General features: G+C 62.6%; 19 protein-coding genes. 16 read left to right on the forward strand and 3 right to left on the reverse strand.

Annotated features, from left to right (window positions below; translation table 11 throughout):
- The first annotated feature begins 191 nt into the window (after positions 1-191).
- The 7 genes from BLW25_RS10560 to BLW25_RS10590 are packed head-to-tail and all read left to right on the forward strand — an operon-like array spanning position 192 to position 6,919.
- Positions 192-752 (forward strand): NAD(P)H-dependent oxidoreductase, encoded by a 561-nt coding sequence (locus BLW25_RS10560; protein WP_092898856.1) that lies wholly within the window; start codon positions 192-194, stop codon positions 750-752.
- Between the two features lie 55 nt (positions 753-807).
- On the forward strand, positions 808-1,899 hold the full coding sequence (sfnG, locus tag BLW25_RS10565) for a dimethylsulfone monooxygenase SfnG (RefSeq protein ID WP_092898858.1): 1,092 nt from the start codon (positions 808-810) through the stop codon (positions 1,897-1,899).
- A 27-nt stretch (positions 1,900-1,926) separates the two neighbouring features.
- Positions 1,927-2,802, forward strand: coding sequence for an ABC transporter ATP-binding protein (locus BLW25_RS10570; RefSeq protein ID WP_092898860.1), 876 nt, complete (start codon positions 1,927-1,929; stop codon positions 2,800-2,802).
- On the forward strand, positions 2,799-3,698 hold the full coding sequence (locus tag BLW25_RS10575; RefSeq protein ID WP_216279352.1) for a branched-chain amino acid ABC transporter permease: 900 nt from the start codon (positions 2,799-2,801) through the stop codon (positions 3,696-3,698). The genes BLW25_RS10570 and BLW25_RS10575 overlap by 4 nt, the downstream gene beginning before the upstream one ends.
- Positions 3,699-3,701: 3 nt before the next feature.
- Positions 3,702-4,739 (forward strand): branched-chain amino acid ABC transporter permease, encoded by a 1,038-nt coding sequence (locus tag BLW25_RS10580; RefSeq protein WP_092898864.1) that lies wholly within the window; start codon positions 3,702-3,704, stop codon positions 4,737-4,739.
- A 35-nt stretch (positions 4,740-4,774) separates the two neighbouring features.
- Positions 4,775-6,112 (forward strand): ABC transporter substrate-binding protein, encoded by a 1,338-nt coding sequence (locus BLW25_RS10585; protein ID WP_092898866.1) that lies wholly within the window; start codon positions 4,775-4,777, stop codon positions 6,110-6,112.
- Between the two features lie 51 nt (positions 6,113-6,163).
- Entirely contained in the window at positions 6,164-6,919 is a 756-nt protein-coding gene (locus tag BLW25_RS10590; RefSeq protein WP_092898868.1) for an ABC transporter ATP-binding protein, read from the forward strand.
- A 232-nt stretch (positions 6,920-7,151) separates the two neighbouring features.
- Here the strand turns inward: BLW25_RS10590 and BLW25_RS10595 are convergent, their stop codons facing one another.
- Positions 7,152-9,941: a bifunctional aconitate hydratase 2/2-methylisocitrate dehydratase gene (locus BLW25_RS10595; protein ID WP_092898870.1), complete on the reverse strand. Its 2,790-nt coding sequence runs from the start codon at positions 9,939-9,941 to the stop codon at positions 7,152-7,154.
- 300 nt (positions 9,942-10,241) lie between these two features.
- On the opposite strand from BLW25_RS10595, the gene BLW25_RS10600 reads away from it, so the two are divergent.
- The 8 genes from BLW25_RS10600 to BLW25_RS10635 all read left to right on the forward strand — a co-directional run bounded on the left by BLW25_RS10600 (position 10,242) and on the right by BLW25_RS10635 (position 17,892).
- Positions 10,242-11,534, forward strand: coding sequence for a 3-deoxy-D-manno-octulosonic acid transferase (locus BLW25_RS10600; RefSeq protein ID WP_092898871.1), 1,293 nt, complete (start codon positions 10,242-10,244; stop codon positions 11,532-11,534).
- On the forward strand, positions 11,531-12,895 hold the full coding sequence (locus tag BLW25_RS10605; RefSeq protein ID WP_092898873.1) for a 3-deoxy-D-manno-octulosonic acid transferase: 1,365 nt from the start codon (positions 11,531-11,533) through the stop codon (positions 12,893-12,895). The genes BLW25_RS10600 and BLW25_RS10605 overlap by 4 nt, the downstream gene beginning before the upstream one ends.
- 170 nt (positions 12,896-13,065) lie before the next feature.
- Positions 13,066-13,401, forward strand: coding sequence for a c-type cytochrome (locus tag BLW25_RS10610; protein WP_216279353.1), 336 nt, complete (start codon positions 13,066-13,068; stop codon positions 13,399-13,401).
- Positions 13,398-14,678 (forward strand): NAD(P)/FAD-dependent oxidoreductase, encoded by a 1,281-nt coding sequence (locus BLW25_RS10615; RefSeq protein WP_092898876.1) that lies wholly within the window; start codon positions 13,398-13,400, stop codon positions 14,676-14,678. Before BLW25_RS10610 ends, BLW25_RS10615 begins: the two co-directional genes overlap by 4 nt.
- Positions 14,679-14,705: 27 nt before the next feature.
- On the forward strand, positions 14,706-15,740 hold the full coding sequence (locus BLW25_RS10620) for a YeeE/YedE family protein (protein ID WP_092898878.1): 1,035 nt from the start codon (positions 14,706-14,708) through the stop codon (positions 15,738-15,740).
- Positions 15,737-17,083, forward strand: a complete 1,347-nt coding sequence (locus BLW25_RS10625) for an FAD-dependent oxidoreductase (protein WP_253188364.1) — start codon at positions 15,737-15,739, stop codon at positions 17,081-17,083. The genes BLW25_RS10620 and BLW25_RS10625 overlap by 4 nt, the downstream gene beginning before the upstream one ends.
- Positions 17,067-17,552, forward strand: coding sequence for a thiosulfate oxidation carrier protein SoxY (locus BLW25_RS10630; RefSeq protein WP_216279354.1), 486 nt, complete (start codon positions 17,067-17,069; stop codon positions 17,550-17,552). The genes BLW25_RS10625 and BLW25_RS10630 overlap by 17 nt, the downstream gene beginning before the upstream one ends.
- Positions 17,553-17,565: 13 nt before the next feature.
- Positions 17,566-17,892: a thiosulfate oxidation carrier complex protein SoxZ gene (locus BLW25_RS10635; RefSeq protein WP_092898880.1), complete on the forward strand. Its 327-nt coding sequence runs from the start codon at positions 17,566-17,568 to the stop codon at positions 17,890-17,892.
- Positions 17,893-17,976: 84 nt separating this feature from the next.
- On the opposite strand, the gene BLW25_RS10640 is transcribed toward BLW25_RS10635, so the two are convergent.
- Complete coding sequence (locus BLW25_RS10640) at positions 17,977-18,348, reverse strand: HIT domain-containing protein (protein ID WP_092898882.1); 372 nt, start codon at positions 18,346-18,348, stop codon at positions 17,977-17,979.
- Between the two features lie 33 nt (positions 18,349-18,381).
- Positions 18,382-19,959, reverse strand: coding sequence for a DUF5928 domain-containing protein (locus BLW25_RS10645; RefSeq protein ID WP_092898884.1), 1,578 nt, complete (start codon positions 19,957-19,959; stop codon positions 18,382-18,384).
- Positions 19,960-20,184: 225 nt separating this feature from the next.
- On the opposite strand from BLW25_RS10645, the gene BLW25_RS10650 reads away from it, so the two are divergent.
- Complete coding sequence (locus BLW25_RS10650) at positions 20,185-21,003, forward strand: sulfotransferase family protein (protein WP_092898886.1); 819 nt, start codon at positions 20,185-20,187, stop codon at positions 21,001-21,003.
- Positions 21,004-21,273 lie beyond the last annotated feature (270 nt).

Raw genomic sequence — 21,273 nt, forward strand, 5'->3', positions numbered from 1 at the left:
GCAGAACAACCTCCCCTTCCTGCCAGGGCGAGGAATGAACCGGCTGTTTTTGACCATATGGTCTGAATTCCGGAGTAATGCCCTTGGCTCCTGGCGAAAGAAACCCACTGCGGTTTGGCCGAATTTGGAATGGCACAGGGCGGTATTCGGGCCTTATCACGACGGTACTTGTCGGGATTGAGGAAAGCTGTATGTCCGAACTTCATATCGTGGGTCTTGCGGGGAATATCACCGCGCCGTCGAAAACGCGTGCGCTGGTCGGGCAGGCGCTGGATCTGGCCGGGGCCGGGCTGCAGGCGCGCACAACCCTGTTCGAGATCGCCGATTTCGGCGAGGATCTGGGCCGGGCGCGGCGCGCCGATGACCTCAGCCCGCAGGCGCGGCACAATCTCGATACGCTTTTGCAGGCCGATGCGCTGATCGTTGCGACCCCGATCTACAAGGGCTCTTATCCCGGCCTTTTCAAACATCTGATCGACCTGATCGACCCGGCCGCGCTGCTCCGCAAGCCGGTGCTGATCGCCGCGACCGGCGGGGGCGAGAAACATGCGCTGGCGGTGGAACATCAGCTGCGGCCGTTATTTGCCTTTTTCGAGGCCCGCGTGCTCTCGACCGCCGTGCATGTCTCGGACCGCGATTTCAGCGAGGGGCGGCTGGTATCGGACCCGGCGCTGAACCGGCTCGCCCGCGCCATTGACGAATTCAGCACGATTTTCCCCGGCGCCGCGCGGATCCGCGCCGCCGCCGAATAACCCGTCTCGCCGGATAACCCGTTTCACAGGACAACCCGTTTCACAGGGGCTGCATATGACCTCCGATCCCGTCAAATTCGCCTATTGGGTGCCCAATGTATCGGGCGGCCTCGTGATCTCGGATATCGAACAGCGCACCAGCTGGACGCCGGAATATAACCGCAGACTGGCGCAGATCGCCGAAGCGGCAGGCTTTGACTATGCGCTGAGCCAGATCCGCTTTACCGCAGGATATGGCGCTGAAAATCAACATGAATCCGTCTCGTTCAGCCAGGATCTTCTGGCCCGTACCGAACGGCTGAAGGTGATCGCGGCGCTGCTTCCCGGCCCCTGGAACCCGGCGCTGGCGGCAAAGCAAATCGCCACGATCAGCCATCTCTCGGGCGGGCGGATCGCGGTCAATGTGGTCTCGGGCTGGTTCCGGGGCGAATTCGCGGCGATCGGCGAGCCCTGGCTGGATCATGATGAGCGCTACCGGAGATCCGAGGAATTCATCCGGGCGCTGCGCGGTATCTGGAGCGAGGAGAGCTTTACCTTCCGGGGCGATTTCTACCGCTTCAGCGACTATAGCCTGAAGCCCAAACCCGTTGATCCGCAACCGGAAATCTTCCAGGGCGGTTCGTCACGCGCGGCGCGGGATATGGCGGCACGGGTCTCGGACTGGTATTTCACCAATGGCAATACGCCAGAGGGGCTGCGTACCCAGGTCGAGGATATCCGCACGAAAGCGGCGGCGAACGGGCATAAGGTGAAGGTCGGCATCAACGCCTTCGCCATCGTGCGCGAGACCGAAGCCGAGGCGCAGGCAGTGCTGCAGGAGATCATCGCGAAGGCCAATCCCGAAGCCGTCAGGGGCTTTGCCGGACAGGTGGTGAATGCCGGCCGCGCCAGCCCCGAGGGCGAGGGCAACTGGGCGAAATCCTCCTTCGAGGATCTCGTACAATATAATGACGGCTTCCGCTCGAACCTGATCGGCACGCCCGACCAGGTCGCCGAACGCATCGTCGGCCTGAAAGAGGCCGGCGCAGACCTCATCCTTCTCGGCTTCCTGCATTTCCAGGAGGAGGTCGACTATTTCGGAAAACACGTCCTCCCCCGCGTGCGCGACATCGAAGCCCGCAAAAAACAAACCTTCGCTGCCGAATAAAGCAGCGCCTGCCCTCCGGAGACAGATATGACAGGCCTTGCCCTGAGCGAGCCGGCCCTGCAGCCGGAGCGGCGCAGCTTTGCGTCCCGGATCGCGCCCTCGGGGCCGGTCACGGCCAGCACCACGCCGGCCCTGCAGCTGAGCGGCATCTCGCTGGCCTTTGGCGGTATCCGCGCGCTGAAAGACGTGTCCTTCGATGTGCGCCCCGGCGAGATCCGGGCGGTGATCGGGCCGAATGGAGCGGGAAAATCCTCGCTGGTCAATGTCATCAGCGGGCTGTACCGCGCCGATAACGGCCGGATCGGGATCGGCGGCGAAAGCTTTGCCCATGTTCCGCCGGGGCGGTTGCCGGGCCTTGAGGTGGCGCGGAGCTTTCAGAATCTTGCACTGTTTCCGGGGCTGAGCGTGGCCGAAAACATCGCCTCCGGCCTTGTTTTCCGCAGGCGCGCCTTTGCCTGGCTGCCCTTCTTTCCGGCCTCACGGCGCGAGGGTCGGGAGACTGCGGCCCGGGTGCGTGAAATCGCGGCCTTCCTGGGCCTTGAGGCGCATCTGCCGCGCCTGGTTTCAACCCTGCCCTTCGGCTTGCAAAAACAGGTGGAACTGGCCCGCGCCATGATCGCAGATCCGCGGCTTTTGCTGCTGGATGAGCCGATGGCCGGGCTGACCGGCACCGAGAAAGCCGCGATGGCCGCCCATATCCGCGCCATCCGCGACCGGCTTGGTCTGTCTGTGATCCTGATCGAACATGATATCGCCGTCGTGATGGGGCTTTCCGACCGTATCGTCGTGCTCGACCATGGCGAGGTGATCGCCGATGGCAGCCCCGATGAGGTGCGCCGCGACCCCGAGGTGATCCGGGCCTATCTCGGCAGCGATGCCGCGCCGCTGGCGGGGGCGGCATGATGGACTGGTATGAATTTCTCTTCGTGATCGAGGTTGCGGTGGGCGGCCTGTTGTCTGGGGTGATGTACAGCCTTGTCGCCATCGGTTTCGTGCTGATTTACAAAACCTCGGGCGTGCTGAATTTCGCGCAAGGGGCGATGGTGCTGTTCGCGGCACTGACCTTCGTGAGCCTGGTCGAGCGCGGGGTGCCCTTTGCCTTTGCCCTTGTGATCACGCTTTTGATCATGGGGCTGCTGGGGCTGGCGATTGAGCGCGCGGTGCTGCGCCCGCTGGCCAATCGCCCGCCAATGACCCTGTTCATGGCGACGCTGGGGCTGGCCTGGGTGATCGAAGGGGGCGCGCAACTGATCTGGGGCACCCAGGTCCATGCACTGGATCTTGGCATCTCGAATGCGCCCTTCGAGATCGGCGGCATCTTCATCTCGAATTTCGACCTGGTGGCGGCGGCTATTGCGCTGGCGCTGGTCGTGGCGCTGACGAGCTTTTTCCGCTTCACCCGCACCGGGCTGTCTTTCCGCGCCGTGGCCGATGACACTTTCGCCGCCATCGCCATCGGGCTGAAACTGAACCGTATCCAGGCGGCGGTCTGGACCGCAGCCGGCGTGGTCGCGCTGGTCGCCGGCCTTCTCTGGGGCGCGCGGCTCGGGGTGCAGTTCTCGCTGTCGCTCGTCGTGCTGAAAGCGCTGCCGGTGCTGGTGCTGGGCGGGTTCGACTCGGTCCCCGGCGCGATTGTCGCCGGGCTGATCATCGGCGCTTCCGAGAAACTGGCCGAGGTCTATCTTGGCCCCTATGTCGGAGGTGGGATCGAGGGCTGGTTCGCCTATGTCGTGGCGCTTGCGGTGCTGCTGATCCGGCCACAGGGCCTGTTCGGCCGCAAGATCACCGAGAGGTTCTGACCCATGTCCCTCGCGGTTACGGCGCCCGCGCGCGCCCTTTTCACCGGACAGAGACTGTCGGTCCTGGCCCTTTTGGCCCTGGCTTTCCTTGGCGTGCCGGCCTTCGCCTCGCCCTGGACGATCGAAGCGATCCTGCTGCCGTTTCTGGCGCTCTCGCTGGCGGGTCTGGGGCTAAATCTGCTCACGGGCTATGCGGGTCAGGTCTCGCTGGGGTCAGCTGCCTTCATGGCGGTCGGTGCCTATGCCGCGTTCAACATCCAGCTGCGGCTTGGCCTGCCTTTGCCACTGACCTTCCTGTTCGCCGCGACCACGGCGGCGGCGGTGGGGGTGATCTTCGGCCTGCCATCCCTGCGGCTCAGGGGCTTTTACCTCGCCGTCTCGACCCTGGCGGCACAGTTCTTCATCCAGTGGCTCTTCAACAAATTCGGCTGGTTTTCGAATTACAGCGCCTCGGGCGTGATCTCGGCCCCCGTTCTCAGCTTCGCCGGCATCACCTTTGATACCCGCGAGAGCCGCTACCTGCTGGCGCTGACCACCGTCACCCTCATCACCATCCTTGTTCATCGCCTGGTGAACGGCCCGGCCCGCATCAACCTGATTGCCGTGCGCGACAATGAGACCGCCGCGAAGGTGATCGGCGTCCCGGTTCTGCGCACCAAACTCGCCGCCTTCGCGCTGTCATCCGCGATTATCGGCGTCGCGGGGGTTCTCTGGTCCTTCACCTATCTGCGGACCATCGAGCCCGAGGGCTTCAACCTCGACCGGTCCTTCCAGATCCTCTTCATCGCGATCATCGGCGGGCTGGCGACCATTCGCGGCGCTTTCCTTGGCGCCGGACTGATCGTGGTCTTTCCGCTGCTGCTCTCACGCGGCTCGGCCTGGATCTTTGACGGCGGGCTGGATGCCGGCTCGGTCCAGCTGACGCAGCGCATCCTCCTTGGTGCAACGATCATCACCTTCCTGATCCTCGAGCCAAACGGCCTCTCCTCCATTCTCGACCGGGTCACCACCCGGATCAGAAGCCTCATGGGCCGCACCTGAGCCGCGCGCCCTTCCCCTTTCAAACCGGAGCAATCATGTCCTTTTTCCGTCGCCTCGCGCCTGCCCTTCTGGCCGCAACCATCCTGACGGGTGCTATTGCCCCCGCCCATGCCGATGAGCAGTTCTTCCCGCTGCAATCCTACCGCGTCGGCCCCTATGCCGCCGGCGGCACCGGGTTTTTCGGCGGCTTCATCGACTATCTGACGCTGATCAATGACCGCGACGGCGGCGTGAATGGTGTGAAACTGACCTGGGCCGAGGGCGAGACCGAATATGAGGTCGAAAAAGGCGTCGAGGTCTATCAGCGCCTGAAATCCACCCCCGGCATCGCCGCCTGGAACCCGCTTTCGGTCGGCATCGCCTATGCGATGATCGACGGCGTGACCGAAGACAAGGTGCCGCTTCTGACCATCAACCATGGCCGCACCGATACAACCGATGGCCGGGTCTTTCCTTATGTCTTCCCGCTTCTGCTGAACCCCTATTCGGAAAGCTCGGGGATCATCAATTACATCGCCGCGAAGGAAGGCGGGGCAGAGGCACTGAAGGGCAAGAAGATCGTCGTCCTTTATCACGGCTCGCCCTATGGCAAGGAAACCATCCCGATCTATGAGCTGCTGGCCGAGAAATACGGCTTTCAGCTGATCCAGATCGAAGTGCCGCATCCGGGATCGGAGCAACAGGCGCAATGGCTGCAGATCCGCCGCGAACGCCCGGATTACGTGGTGCTGCGCGGCTGGGGTGTGATGAACCCGGTGGCGCTGACCACCGCACAGCGCAACGGTTTCCCGGCTGACAGGATCATCGGCAATGTCTGGTCGAATTCCGAAGAAGACGTGCTTCCGGCGGGTGAGGCCGCGATTGGCTATACCGCCATCACCACCCAGGCCTCGGGCCAGGAATATCCGGTGCTGAAAGAGGTGATCGCCGGGGTCTATGACAAAGGCCAGGGCAACCTGTCAGACAAGGCGCGCATCGGTTCGGTCTACCACAATCTCGGCATCGTCAACGGCATCCTGAATGTCGAGGCGATCCGCATCGCCCAGGCCAAATTCGGCAACCGCACCCTGACCGGCGACGAGGTCCGCTGGGGGTTTGAACATCTCCGACTGTCCCCCGAACGCGTGAAGGAACTTGGCGCCGAAGGGCTGTTCCATTCGATCAACGTCACCTGGGACAATCACGAGGGCGAAGGCTACGTCACCTTCCAGCAATGGAATGGCAAGAAATGGAACGTGGTCTCTGACTGGATCGCGCCGGACTGGGCCTTGCTGCGCCCGATCATCGAGGCATCTTCCGAAGCCTATGCCAAAGAGAAGGGTCTGACGATCCGCACCGAGGCCGATGTCGACACGGTTATCGGCCCGAACTGACCCCATGGCGGCCCCGGAAAGCCGGGGCCGCCTTTCCTGAAAGGTGCCGCCATGTCTGACGTTATCCTCCAATTCGACGATGTGTCGGTGCGCTATTGCGGTTCGATCACCGCGCTGAGCGGGGTCAGCCTGACGGTCCGCCAGGGTGAGATAGCGGCGCTTCTGGGCGCGAATGGCGCGGGCAAGACAACGCTGTTGAAAGCGGCATCGAACCTTTTGCCGGCCGAACGCGGCCGCATCACCGGCGGGCGTATCACCTTCCGGGGCGAGGATGTGACCCGCAAAAGCCCCGATGACCATATCCGCAAGGGCCTCGTTCCGGTGCTGGAGGGGCGGCGGCTCTTCAAATCGCTGACCATCGAGGAAAACCTGATCACCGGCGGCATCGGCGCCGGTCTGCGCCAGCCTGCGATCCGCCAGGGTCTTGATCAGGTCTATGACTTCTTCCCGCGCCTGAAAGAGCGCCGGCTTTCCCGCGCCGGCCTCACCTCGGGCGGCGAGCAGCAGATGGCCGCCATCGGACGCGGGCTGATGGCGCGCCCGACGGTTTTCCTGCTTGATGAGCCTTCGATGGGGCTTGCGCCGCTGATGGTGGCCGAGATTTTCGCGACGCTGGCGCGGCTGAACCGCGAGACCGGGCTGACGATCCTCGTGGCGGAACAAAACTCCTCGGTCGCATTGAAACACGCGCTGCATGCGGTGGTGATCGAGAACGGGCGTTCGACCATCTCCGGCCTTGCTGCCGATCTGGCCAGCCGCGATGAGATCCGCGAGGCCTATCTCGGCGGCGCGGCCCGCGCCTCCTGACCACCGCGGCGCATCCTGCTGCGGCCTGACAACGGGCGGTCCTGGAAATTCTCCAGGTCACAGGCCCGGCACAATTTCGGATCACAGCGGCCAGTTAGCCTCTCATCTCGCCAGATCGGGCACATGGGAGACCGGGATCCCGATGCGCCCTGCCCCGGAGCAAGGCCAAAGAAAAAGGGCAGCACCGGCGACCGGCACTGCCCTTCCCTGTCTCAGCTGACCGGATTTCCGGTCAGAAATGAACCGACCGTGCCAGGCCCGGCTTTTCCAGCGGCGGTGCGAAACGGGTCAGGTCGATGCCCTCGACCGCTTCCTTATATTCCTCGGCCGAAGGCGTGCGCCCGAGGATCGCGGCCAGCACCACAACCGGGGTCGAGGCCAGCAGGCTCTCGCCCTTTTTCTCGGCGCTGTCTTCGACCACACGCCCCTGGAAGAGGCGGGTCGAGGTCGCGAGGACAGTATCGCCCTTCTCGGCCTTTTCCTGGTTCCCCATGCAGAGGTTGCAGCCCGGGCGTTCGAGATAGAGGATATTCTCATACTCGGTGCGGTTTTTCGTCTTGGGCAGCAGGTCGTCGAATTCAAAGCCGGAATAGCGCTGGAGGATCTCCCAGTCGCCCTCGGCCTTCAGCTCGTCGATGATGTTATAGGTGGGGGCCGCGACGACCAGAGGCGCTTTGAACTCCACCTTACCCTTTGCTTTCTCGACGTTTTTCAGCATCTGAGCGACGATCTTCATATCGCCCTTATGCACCATGCACGAGCCCACAAAGCCCAGATCCACCTTCTTCGTGCCGCCATAGTAAGAGACCGGGCGGATGGTGTCATGGGTGTAGCGGCGCGAGACATCGGCATTGTTCACATCGGGGTCGGCGATCATCGGCTCGTCGATGATATCCAGATCCACCAGCACTTCGGCGAAGTATTTCGCGTTTTCATCCGGGGTCAGCGCGGGCTTCTCGCCCGAACGGATCTCGAAGATCCGCGCATCGGCCCTGGCGATCAGACCGGCCAGCACCTGCGCCGCATTGTCCATGCCCTTGTCGATCATGATCTGGATGCGCGATTTCGCGATCTCCAGGCTTTCGATCAGGGTCTCGTCTTCCGAGATACAGATCGAGGCCTTGGCCTTCATCTCGGCCGTCCAGTCGGTGAAGGTGAAAGCCTGGTCCGCCAGAAGCGTCCCGATATGAACCTCGATGATACGGCCCTGGAAGACGTTGTCGCCATGCTGTTTCAGCATCTGGGCCTGGGTCGCATGGACCACATCGCGGAAGTCCATCCAGGGCTTCATCTTGCCCCGGAAGGTGACTTTCACCGATTGCGGGATCGGCATGGTCGCCTCGCCCGTGGCCAGAGCCAGCGCCACGGTGCCACTATCCGCGCCAAAAGCCACGCCTTTCGACATGCGGGTATGACTGTCGCCACCGATGATGATCGCCCAGTCATCCACGGTGATGTCGTTCAGTACCTTATGGATCACGTCGGTCATCGCGTGATAGACGCCTTTAGGGTCGCGCGCGGTGATCACCCCGAAGTTGTTCATGAATTTCATGAGCTTGGGGATATTCTCCTGGGCCTTTTTATCCCAGACCGATGCAGTATGGCAGCCCGACTGATAGGCGCCATCGACCAGCGGCGAAATGACGGTCGCCGCCATCGCCTCCAGCTCCTGCGCGGTCATGAGACCGGTTGTATCCTGGGAGCCGACGATATTCACCTTCACCCGCACGTCAGATCCGGCATGCAGGATCTTGCCCGGCGTCACGCCGACCGCATTGCGGTTGAAGATCTTTTCGACGGCGGTCAGGCCCTGGCCCTCAACGCTGATCTCTTTGTTCGGCGCGAAGACCGGCACCGCCTCGACGCCGAGGGTCTGGGCGGCGAATGTCTGCAGTTTCTTGCCGAAGACGATAGCGTAGGAAGACCCCGCCTTCATGAATTCCATCTTTTGCGGCGTGAAAGACCCTGCCACATCGACCAGCTCATCGCCCGAAGCCGATTTCAGTTTACGGTTCTTCACATCAATGTTCAGAACCGTACCGGTCTCGACCGAATATTTCTGTTCGAGGATCGGGTTGCCGTCATTGTTCAGGATCGGCTTGCCATTCTCATCGGTCTTTTTGACCCAGTTCTTCAGGTTGATCCCGATGCCGCCGGTCACATCGACCGTGGTTGCGAAAATCGGCGAGATCCCGTTGGTTCCGGCCACGACGGGTGCGAAATTGACGAAGGGCACATAGGGACTCGACTGTTTACCGGTCCAGAGCGCCACATTGTTCACCCCCGACATCCGGGAAGACCCCACGCCCATGGTGCCTTTTTCCGCGATCATCATCACGCGGGCATCGGGATGCGCCTTTTGCAGCGCGACGATCTCGGCCTGGGCGGCCGGCGTGATCATGCACTGACCATGCAATTCGCGGTCGGAACGCGAATGCGCCTGGTTGCCCGGGGACAAGAGGTCAGTCGAAATATCGCCTTCGGCGGCGATGAAGGTCACAACCTTGATATCATCTTCGACCGGCGGCAGCTTGGTGAAGAATTCGGCCTTCGCATAGCTTTCCAGCACCGATTTCGCGACCGGATTACCCGCCTTATAGGCGTCGCGCAGGCGGAACATATCGGCGTCATAGAGGAAGACCTGGGTCTTCAGCACCTCGCCCGCTTTCGCGGCAATGGCGGTATCGGTCCCGAGCGCCACATCCAGCAGCACCTCGACCGAGGGTCCGCCCTTCATATGCGACAACAGCTCCAATGCAAAATCGGGGCTGATCTCGGGAACGACCGTCGCACCGGTCACGATCTTCTTCAGGAAGGCCGCTTTGACGCCTGCAGCACTCGTGGTGCCGGGAAGCGTGTTATAGATGAAAAATTGCAGGGAATCGGCCCGATATGCATTGCCCGGCGCTTCGATCTGGGTGATCAGCTCGGCCACAAGTGCACCATCATCGATGGGCTTGGGGTGCAGCCCCTGGGTCTTACGGGTTTCGATCTCGGTTAGGTAGTCTGTGTACAAGCTCATGACGATCCCTGCGATTCCATGGTGCGACAAGCTGGAACACCGGTCTCTCAGAAGTTCTCGCAGAAACTCTGGCAGGCGGCGGCGAGCTCATTGTATGCAATTGTATGCCGAACATGGTCCGGTTTCAAGCGCTGTTATTCTGCCAGTGCGAAAGACCTTTCCGCAAGAGCAGTATGGGGCCTTTGGCATGGATGCTGCGGATTGCTGGCACTGGCGGTGGTGTTATGCCAAACCTGTGGGCCAGACATGAACCAACGCCTGTCCCCGACCTGTACCTGACCTGAACCCGGACCCCGCCAGATGCCCTTCGCAAATGACCAGAGCCCAAAGGCTGACGGCTGGCAACTCCGGCTCTGGCTCTGGCTCAGGCCGCTTTTGCAGCCCATGATGCGCCGGATCCTGCGCAGGCGCCTGGCGCAGGGACGCGAGGATCCGCAGCGGATGGGCGAGAAGCTTGGCCAGGCCACCCTGCCCCGCCCGCCGGGGCGCCTCGTCTGGCTGCATGCGGTCGGGCTAGGCGAGGTGATGGCGCTGCGCCCGCTGATCGCGCAGATGCAGGCCGATGCCCCGGATCTGCGGTTCCTGATCACTTCGACCGCGCGGTCTTCGGCGGGGGTGATCGGGCAGAACCTTCCCGAAGGCGCGGTGCATCAGTTCCTGCCGCTGGACGGGCCGGAGTTCGGCGCGCGGTTTCTGGATCACTGGCAGCCGTCGCTCTCGGTCTGGTCGGAACAGGATCTCTGGCCTGGCCTTATCTGTGACACCGCCCGGCGTGGCATTCCGCTGGCCTGGGTCAATGCGCGGATGAATGATGCGAGCCTGAAAAAACGCCGCCGCATGCGCGGGCTTTACCGCGATGTCATGGCGCGTTTCGCACTGGTCGAGGCCCAGGATGCCCGCAGCGCCGCGAACCTGCGCAAGCTGGGCGCGGCTTTCCCGCGCGAAGGCCAGTCGCTGAAACCCGCCGCGGAACCGCTTGGTGTCGACAAGGCCGCGCTGACCACGCTGCAGGCCGCGCTCGCGGGGCGCAGCATCATCATCGCCGCCTCCACCCATCCCGCCGATGAGGCCGTGCTGTTCCCCGCCTTCCGCGAAATCGCCGCGCGGGATCCTGCGGCGCTGCTGATCCTCGCCCCGCGCCTGCCCGCACGCGCGAATGAAATCGCCGCCGCGCTTGACGCGGCTGGCCTCAGCCATGCGTGGCGCAGCCTGGGCGCGACGCCCACGCCCGCCACCCGGGTCTGGCTTGCCGACACTTTCGGCGAGCTGGGCCTCTGGTATCGCCTCGCGGAGCGCGCCTTTATCGGCGGGGCGATGGGCGAGACCGGCGGTCATAATCCATGGGAGGCGGTCTGCCTTGGCCTGCCCGTGATCCATGGGCCGAATGTGGCGAATTTCGCCCGCGACTATGCCGAACTTCACGCCGCTGGCCTTGCCACCGAAGTACCGCCCGATCCGGTTGCCCTGAGTGCCGCCCTGGCCGCGCCCCTGACGGACGCCAGCGCAAAGGCCGAAACCCTTGTCAGCGAGGCCCGCGCCGCGCTGCAGCCTCTCGCCGCCGATCTGGTCGCGCTGATCGGAGACCGCACATGATCCTGCATCTCTTCCTGATCCTCTGGCGGCTTTTGTGGATTCCGCTTTTGCCGCTTTTGCTGGTCTATCTCTGGCGGCGCGGGCGCCGCGATCCGGATTACACCCGCCATCTGGCCGAGCGTTTCGGCATCTATTCCCGCCCGCTGCCGAAGGGCGCGATCTGGTTTCATGCGGTCAGCCTTGGCGAGACGCGCTCGGCCACCGCGCTGATCCGCCTGTGTCTTGCGCGAGGCGATCAGGTCGTGTTGACCCATTTCACCCCCGCCGGGCGCCGCGAATCCGCCCGGCTTTTCGCACCCGAGATCGCCTCGGGCCAGCTCGCGGCGGTCTGGGTGCCGCTGGATATGTTCTGGTGCTGGCGGCGGTTTTTCCGGGCCTGCCGCCCCCGGATCGGGCTGCCCCTGGAGATCGAGATCTGGCCCGCGATGATCTTCGCCGCGAGGCGCGCGGGCGTGCCTTTGTTCATGTGCAATGCGCAATATCCCTCGCCCTCGCTCGCGCGGGACAGCAAGGGGCTCAGGCTGCGCCAGCGGGTGATCCGGGGACTTGCCGGCGCCTTCGTGAAATCCGATCTGCAAAAGGCGAGGTTCGAAAGCATCGGCCTGACAAATATTACCGTCACCGGTGAATTGCGGTTCGACCAGCCACTCCCCCCCGGGCTGGACGCGGTGGCGGCCTCGTTCCGCCACTGGCTGGCGCCCGAGGGCCAGATTATCACCATCGCCAGTGGTGTCGAAGTTGAAGAGCCGATCTATGCACATGTGATCAGCGAAATGCGCGACGCCGCCCGGGCAAAGGGCCTGCCGCCCCCGCTTTTCATCTATGTGCCCCGCGCGCCGGAACGGTTCGATGCGGTATATGAGGGGCTTGTGGCCGAGGGGCTGAGCGTGTTGCGCCGCAGCACTGCCCTGCCACCGGGCGTTGCCGGTTTCACCCATCCCCCCGCCGGTCACGCTTTGGGCGATGTGGATGTCTTTCTCGCTGACAGCCTCGGCGAGATGTTCTTTTGCCTCGCCCCGGCGGATCGGGTTGTCGTTGGCGGTGGTTTCAACCCACGCGGCGCGCATAATATTTCCGAGGCGCTGATGCTGATGAAGCCGGTGGTCACCGGCCCCTGGACCTGGACCATCGAATTCCCGTTCGAAGAGGCCGCCCTTGCCGGGGTCGCGGTCAGTCTGGGCGACCAGACCGACCCGCCTTCCGCACTTGCGGACAGGCTGGCCGCCGCGCTGTCGCAGCCCGACCAGACCGATCCGGCACAGATCCGGGCCTTCCTCGACCAGCAGCAGGGCGCCAGCGCGCGCACCCTTGCGGCGATTGACCGGGTGCTGGCCACCGGCACAGCGCGTCAGGCCGGATAAATCCTCTTTCCCCCTGCTGCGGGAGTAAATTTCACCTGTCCGCCCCCCGCGAAGCGCCTGGGATATTTTCTTGCGCGGCGGGGGCATGGCCGCAAGAATGGCGCGTCGCGCGGCGTGAGGCCCGCATCAGCCGATACCCAAGCCAGATGGCCAGGAAAGAGGATCCGACCATGCTTCCGCCCCCCCAGCCCCCCACCCTGAGGGCGCTGTTTGCCGCCCTGACCTTCGCCACAATCGCCGCCCCTGGTCTTGTGCTTGCACAGGGCACGGTATCCGAGGCCCAGATCCTCGCCGGTCCCTGTGCCAGCTGCCATGGCCCTGCCGGCCAGTCGCCGGGCGCCATTCCCTCGATCGCCGGTCTGCCCGAGGCCGAACTGACGGCGAAACTGACCGCGTTTCGCGACAGCCCGCCCGCCGGTACCACCGTCATGACCCGCCATATGAAAGGGTATGATGACGACCAGATCGCCGCCCTGGCGAAGTTTTTCGCGGAGGTAGAAGGATGAATACGACCCGCAGAACCCTGCTTGCAGGCCTTGGCGCAGGCGCCGCCAGTTTCGCGCTTCCTGGTCTGATCCGGGCGCAGAACGCCTCGGCTCATGTCGTCGTCGTGGGCGGTGGCTTTGGTGGCGCCACTGCAGCCCGCTACCTGCGCCGCTACAGCCCCGATCTGAAAATCACCCTGATCGAGCCCTCGGAAACATTTGTAACCTGCCCGTTCTCGAACCTCTATCTCGGCGGGCTCCGGACCTGGGACAGCATCACCCACAGCTACGCTGCCCATACCGCCGAGGGGATCGATGTCATCCATGCCTCTGCCGAACAGATCGACGGCGCGGCGCGCAGGGTGACGCTCTCGGATGGGACGGTGCTGGATTATGACCGGCTTGTCCTGTCGCCGGGCATCGATATCAAATGGGGCGCGCTGGAGGGCTATGACGAAGCCGCGTCAGACCGCGCGCCGCATGCCTGGAAGGCCGGGCCACAGACGCAGCTGCTGAAATCGCAGCTCGAAGCGATGGAGGATGGCGGCACATTCGTGATGTCGATCACCGATGGCGCTTTCCGCTGCCCGCCGGGGCCCTATGAGCGTGCCTCGCTGGTGGCGCATTACCTGAAAACCAATAAGCCGAAATCCAAGATCCTGCTTCTGGACAGTAAAGAGACCTTCTCGAAACAGGGCCTGTTCAAACAGGGATGGGAGGCGCTTTACGGCGATATGATCGAATGGATCAGCGCCGATAGTGACGGCAAGGTCGCAAAGGTCGATGCCGGCGCCCTGACGGTCGAAACCGCATTTGGTGTGACGCATAAGGCAGATGTGCTGAATGTGGTGCCGCCGCAGAAAGCGGGCTGGATCGCGGACCGCGCCGGGGTCACCAATGACACCGGCTGGGTGCCGGTGAATGGCAACACGTTCGAATCCGCGCAGGTGCCGGGGATCTATGTGGTGGGCGACGCGACCATTGCCGCCCCCATGCCGAAATCGGGCTTCTGTGCCAATGCCCAGGGCAAGGTCGCGGCCGCCGCGATCATCGCCGATCTGGCGGGCGCCGAGCCGGCACCAGCGAGCTTCGTGAACACCTGCTACAGCCTCGTGGGCCCGGAATGGGGGATCTCGGTCGCCGGGGTCTATTATTTCGACGGCGAGAAGATCGCAGAGCGCGAAGGGTCCGGCGGGGTCAGCCCGCTGGAGGCGGATGCCAGCTTCCGCCAGGCCGAAGCGGTTTACGGCGCGGGCTGGTATGCCTCGATCAGTGCCGATACCTGGGGTACGGTATGAGGGCATAAACAGGTTAAGGGCAGCTCAATGGATGCGGTAACTCTCGGTCTTGGTCTTGGCTTTGTGTTCGGGGCCGCGGCCAGAGCCGGGAAGTTCTGCCTCCTGCGGGGAATGAAAGGCCTGATGGGCGGGGGGGATCTCTCGCCCCTTCGCGCATTCGCCCTGGCGCTGGCGGTGGCGATTGCCGGCACCCAGGCGCTGAATTTCCTGGGGCTGACCGATCTGTCGCGCGCGCTGCCGTTGCGGGGGTCGTTTGCAGCAGGCGGGCTGTTCATCGGCGGCGCGATTTTCGGGCTGGGCATGGTGCTGGCCAATGCCTGTGGTGCGCGCTCGCTGGTTTTGCTCGCGGGGGGCAATCTGCGGTCGCTTCTGGTGCTGTTATGCCTTGGGCTGGCGGCTCAGGCCAGCCTGACCGGCGTATTGGCTCCCTGGCGCCAGGCGCTGCAACTGGGTCAGATCAGCCCTGAAGCGCTGAGCCTGACCGGTCTCCTGCGCGGGTTTGGCCTCTCGCCGATAATCGCGCTCGTGCTGGCGGCGGGTCTGCCGGTGCTGATCCTGATCTGGTTCGCCCGGCCGGTCTTCAAACGGCCTGCAGAGGCATTTTCCGCCCTGTTGATCGGGCTTTGCGTGGTCGCGGGCTGGTGGATCAGCTTTACGACCGATGACCCGTTCGACCCGAAAACCCTGTCTTCCATCAGCTTTGTCGCGCCCGTGGGCGAAGGTCTTTTGTGGCTGATGTTGTCTTCGGGCCGCGCAGTCGCCTTCGGCCTTGCCGTGGTCGGAGGCACTCTTGCGGGGGCCTTCCTCATCGCGCTTATCACCCGCAGCTTCACCCTGGAAAGCTTCACCTCGGGAAGCCATTCCCTGATTGCCGCCCTTGGAGGAATTTTGATGGGCTTTGGCGGCGTTCTTGCAATGGGTTGTTCTATCGGGCAAGCTTTGACCGGTGTCTCGACACTTTCGCTGGCCAGTCTGGTCGCAAGCGCCGGTATTCTCGCGGGGATTGTGGCTGGTCTGGCTGTGATGCGCCAGACAACTCTCGGGAGGAGTTCCAGCCAATGATGAAAGCCCCGCATTTCACCCGCCGCAAGCTGCTCACCGCCGCGCCGTCGCTGGCGCTTCTGACCGGGATCGGAGGGACCGCCCTGGCCGCGCCCGAAGGTCTTACCTCCGAGACGCTTCTGATGTCGCGCCAGGGCAAGGGCCCGCGGATCGTCATTTGCGGCGGTGGCTGGGGCGGGCTTTCCGCCGCGCGCCATCTGCGCGAAGAGCTTCCCGAGGCCGAGATCATTGTTCTGGAGAGGAACCCGATCTTCTGGTCCTGCCCGATGTCGAACAAATGGCTGATCGACGTGGTCGATACCGCCTTCCTGACCCATGATCTGCTGCGCCCGGCGCAGAAATGGGGCTATTCCCTCGTGCAATGCGAGGTGACGAATATCGACCGGGCGGCAAAGACCGTCCATACCTCAAAGGGCAAGGTCGATTACGATTTCCTGATCCTCGCCGGGGGGATCCGTAACGCTTATGAAGCCTGGTTCGGCGAGGATCAAAAGGCTGCCGAATATACCCGCCAGAATTTCGGATCGGCCTATATCCCGAATGCCGAGCACCTGGCGCTGAAGAACAAGATCCACAATTTCAAAGGCGGCACCATCGTGATGACGCTGCCACCGCCACCGCATCGCTGCCCGCCCTCGCCCTATGAACGCGCCTGCGTCATGGCCTGGCATTTCAAGGTCAATAACATCCCGGCAAAGATCATCATCCTTGATCCGAAACCGAAAATCGCCCCGATCGGCGCGGGCTATCAGGCGGCGTTTGATGAACTTTACCCCGATATCATCACCCATGTACCGAATGCGAAGGTGAAAGAGGTCGATCCGTATAACAAGCGGATCATGACCGAGGCCGGGGATTTCGACTTTGACGATGCGATCTTCATGCCGCCGCATCAGGCATCGGACATGGTCTGGTATGCGGATCTGATCGGCAAGGGCGAAGATGGCAGGCCGACCGGCTGGGCCGATATGGACCCACGTTTCTTCACCGCGCGGGGCGATGACAGCGTCTATATCATCGGGGATTCCATGGGCGCGATTTCCCCGCATTTCGGCCATTACCCGAAATCCGGTCATGTCGCGAATTACATCGGACGGATCGTGGCCCGCAATATCGGCCAGCGGGTGCGTGACGAGGATGTGGTGGCAGAGTTGCCCGATAACCTCTGCTATATGCTGGTGAATGGCGACCCGCAGGAGGCGATTTCGGTCGAGTTCACCTATGCGGTCGGTCAGGACGGTCTGGTGCATCAGACGCAGTTCGATATCGACGTGCGCACGCCTGATCTGATGGCCGAAGACCTTGTCTGGGTGGATGGGATGTTCAATGACTTTCTGCGCTGAGATGAATCGCCGTCAGGTGATGATCATGGGGGCGGCGCTTGGCGCCTCCCCTTTGCTTGCTAATGCTGCGGGGGCGCAAAGCTCCACCGCAGCCGCGCGGGTCGATACCGCTGAATCTGATCGTATCGCGGCGGAGTTCATCGGCGCATCTGAAGCGGTGAGCGAGGGCCTCGCGCTTGATCTGCCGGCACTTGGCGACAACCCTTCGGCGGTGCCGGTCCGGGTGCATGTGACGGAAGCAATCACCGATGACAGCTGGTGTGAGGAACTGATCGTGCTGGCCGAACTGAACCCGATGCCGCTGGCCTGCCGGTTCCGCTTTTCACAGGCCAGTGGCGCGGCGGATGTGGCGGTGCGGCTGCGGCTGATCGAGACGATGCATGTGCGGGCGCTGGCGCGGATGAATGACGGGCGGGTGTTTGACACGCGTGGCCAGATCACCGTCGCCGCCGGCGGCTGCGGCCTTTAAGGAGGGCAAAAGGATGGCAAATCCCCCCCGGATCTGGCTGAGCAATGAGACACCTGCAAAAGACGAGATCGTCCGCGTCCGAGCCCAGGTCGTGCATATCATGGAAAGCGGCTTGCGCCTTGATGCGGCAGGCGCCCCGATCCCTCGCGACACGCTGATGCGGTTCGAGGCCTGGCTCGGAGAAGCCCTGGTGCTGGACTGGCTGCCGGAAACGGCAATCTCGCAAAACCCCTATATCGAGTTCACCTTCAAAGCGCGCGAAAGCGCTGTTCTGAAAATGACCTGGACCGATCAGAATGGCATCCTGGCAGAGGTCGAACGCCAGATCACCACATCCTGACGCCGCGCCCTGCGCCAGACCGGTTTCTGCACAGAAACCGGTCCCGGAATTTTACTTAAAATTCCGCTCGCGCGGGTGACGCGGTCACGCTTTTTCGACAAGCCGGCCGAGGACGCGACCGCCAAGGATATGCAGGTGGTAATGCGGCACTTCCTGCATCCCAGAGCTGCCGGCATTGGTGATCGCCCGGTAGCCTTCCGGCCCGGAAAGCCCCAGATCGGCGATCACTTTCGCGACCGTGCGGTGGAAATCGATGATCTCGGCCTCTGACGCCTCAGCGGCGAAATGGTCGAAATTGACGTAGGCGCCTTTCGGGATCGCCAGCACATGCACCGGCGCATGCGGCGCGATGTCATGGAAGACCAGCGTATGCGCACTTTCGACCACGGTCTTGTTCGGGATCTCACCGCGCAGGATGCGGGCGAAGATGTTCTGCGGATCGTAATTCCAGCTCATGGGCAGGCTCCGGTTTGGGAAAATTGCGGATCTTCAGTCCACAAAGAGATAGGATGTGCCGGCGATTTCTTCGGCCTCGCTCAGCGGGATGCCGAAGAAATCCTGCAGGGCCCGGGCATTCTCTGCCGCCGTGCCGCGCTGACGGATGCGGTGGAAGTCGGGGAAGTCACTCTCGCGGAGACGGTCGCTCTCGAATTTCACATCATAGCGGATGGTCGGCAGCAGGCGTTCCAGCGTCCCGCGCGGCGAGCCGGTTCCTGCCAGCCCCACCCGTTTCGCATGTCCGATCAGATAGTCATCGGTGAAATCGCAGTCGATCTCGAGAAGCTTGACCCGCGCCGTGTCATTGTAGAAATCCTGCATCAGTTCAACCGAGGCCGGATCGATGCAGAAGACCAGCCGGTCGGTCTGCCAGTAGTCATAGAGCATCCGGACGAGCGCACGCCGGTGCCGCGTGCGTTTCTCCAGCGTCGACTGGATGCCCCCCAGATCAGGCAGGGGCGTGCCGTCTTCGTTGAAGAGGTAATCCACCGCCCGGAGGCTGCTGACATTCCGCGCGCGTTCAACCAGGCGTTTCGCCACATGCCATTTCTTGCAGGTGACCATCATCAGCGTGCGTTCACGCCCGAGGCTGGACTCGGCTTCCCAGAACCGCTGGGCATAGCGCCGCCCTACCCTGCCGCGCGCGCTCAGAAAGCGAAAAAGACTGCGCCCCTCATCCGAAATCTGAAAGGTTTTGCCTTTTTGCGCATAAAGATCGCCAAGCCGCGCCCTCAGATCGGTGGCTTCCGGGCTGACCTTGCGCGCGAAGAGATAATCCTGGCTTAAGAGCAGGTCATAATGGTCGTTATAGAAGACCACCGGCATCCCGTAATCGGTGAACAGAAGGAAGGTCAGTGTCCGGGTGCGGATCTCGTTTTCCGGCACGATATGATGCACGAGGGTCTGGAAGAAGGTCTCATCCGGGATCCAGGTCGTGCGGAAAAACCGCATCACATCCCGGCGCCTGCGAATGAATTCCAGCAAGGCCTCGACGGTGCGGCGGCGCAGGCACCACCATTGGCTGCCGATCTGCATCACCAGATCAGCGGGGATCTTGCGTTCCAGCCCAAGCCGCTTTTGCCAGGCCAGCGACCGGTAGAACCAGGTCTTGCTGCTGCGTTCATTGAACCAGTGGCGATAGATCAGCCGCTCTTCCCTGATGCCGGTCTTGATCCAGTCCGAGCGGAAAAAATCGAAGCTCTCGATATAATCCACATCCTCGCGGCCGAGGACATCATGGGCATATTCCGCCGTCTTGACCGGCATGCAATCGCCCGAGAGCATGTAGAAATGCGTGGCTCTGGGGAATGCCTCAACCGCCGCACGCAAGGCAAGCAGCGTGGCCTCAACAAGGCTCCATTCGCCCCAGCCGCAACGGATGCGCCGTTTCGCGAAAACCACCAGCGGATTGCCGGCAAGCGCCGTGCGCAGCTGATTGAAATCGGCCTGAGGCGAGCGCGCGTCGAAATGAATGGCGATGCAATCCCCCGCGGCCGTCAGCCGCTCTGCCTGGGCGATGATCCCGGCAGGATCCTTGTGACATAACAGGATATAGGCAATCGTCGCCATGGGTCTCGTCTTACTGTGCCGCCGGCTTTGCGGGCCGGCGCTACGCTCTTACCAGACTATCTGATAAAGGGCTTCATACTTCCTTGAAAAGGTCGGATTTCTTTGCTTTTTCCAGACGACGCTCTTGTGGTACACCCCGGCGCCTGGCACGCATGCCTGCAGGGGGTATATGTGTTGGGGCCGGAACAGGGCATCGCGCTGCCGTTCGGAAAAAGGATGATGTGAATGGGCTTTCCAGGCACCTGGATGACCGAAAGTGAAAGCGTGGTTTACCGCGTGGTGCCGAAATGCGCCTGCTCGACCATTGGTCAGATCATGTTCTATTCCGATCATGGCCGCTTTTTTGACGGCGATATCCATGATGCCACCGCCGATATGCATAAATGGGCGATGGAGGCGAGCCAGCCTAAGATCGAGGCCAATGTGAAGGCGCATAAAAGCTATGCCTTCACCTGTGTCAGAAACCCTTATACCCGGATCCTCTCGTCGTTTTTCGACAAGATCTGCGGCATTCAGCGCAATGGCCGCCGCTACCGGGGCAATCTGGTGCCGCTTCTGATCCAGAAATACGGGATCGAGGTTGGCGGCGAGGACGGCAAGCAGGAGTTCGACCAGATCAGGAGCTTCCGCCGCTTTCTTCTGTTCGCGCGCGACACCATCCGCTGGAAAAAACCGATGGAGCCGGATATTCACTGGTCGGCCATGTCCGGCCATGTCTCGACCTTTATCGTGAATGGCGGGCGCTATGACCGCATCTTCTTTACCGAGAAATTCAACGAAGGCATGCAGGACGTTCTCGACAGGATCGAGGTGGCGCATCCGATTGATCTGAAAACAATCCCGCGCTTCAACGAATCAGAGGGTCACGGGCCCAAGCGCCTGCACCCCGTCGAGGATTATTTCGACGATCTCTCGATGCATCTGATCTGGGAGATCTACAAACGCGACTTCCAGCTCTTCCGCTATGATTTCGAAAATCCCGGCAACAAGATGCCAAAGGGCGAGGTCGATCTCGACGAGGTTCACGCCAGGCTGGGTAACTGAGGCACGGCGGTCCCGGTGAGGGCCGTCCTGTGACCGCAATCCGGAATGTAAGGCGAGGACGGTAGCTGATTTCCGCATCCTGACTCGCCTGAGCCGGTTCGCGGCTGCCATCGCGAAGCTGCGGATGACTGTGATACTCTCCCTCCGAGAGCGCCCGATTGCTCTGTGCTGCTGCCCGCATAAACGCCGCTCTGGCTATCTGGCTCCCGTGCCCGTCCGGTACGATCCGCGATCCTGACCGCCAGCAGGCAAGGCCCATGCCCCCCCTGC

Source organism: Rhodobacter sp. 24-YEA-8 (genome assembly GCF_900105075.1).
Lineage (GTDB): Bacteria > Pseudomonadota > Alphaproteobacteria > Rhodobacterales > Rhodobacteraceae > Pseudogemmobacter.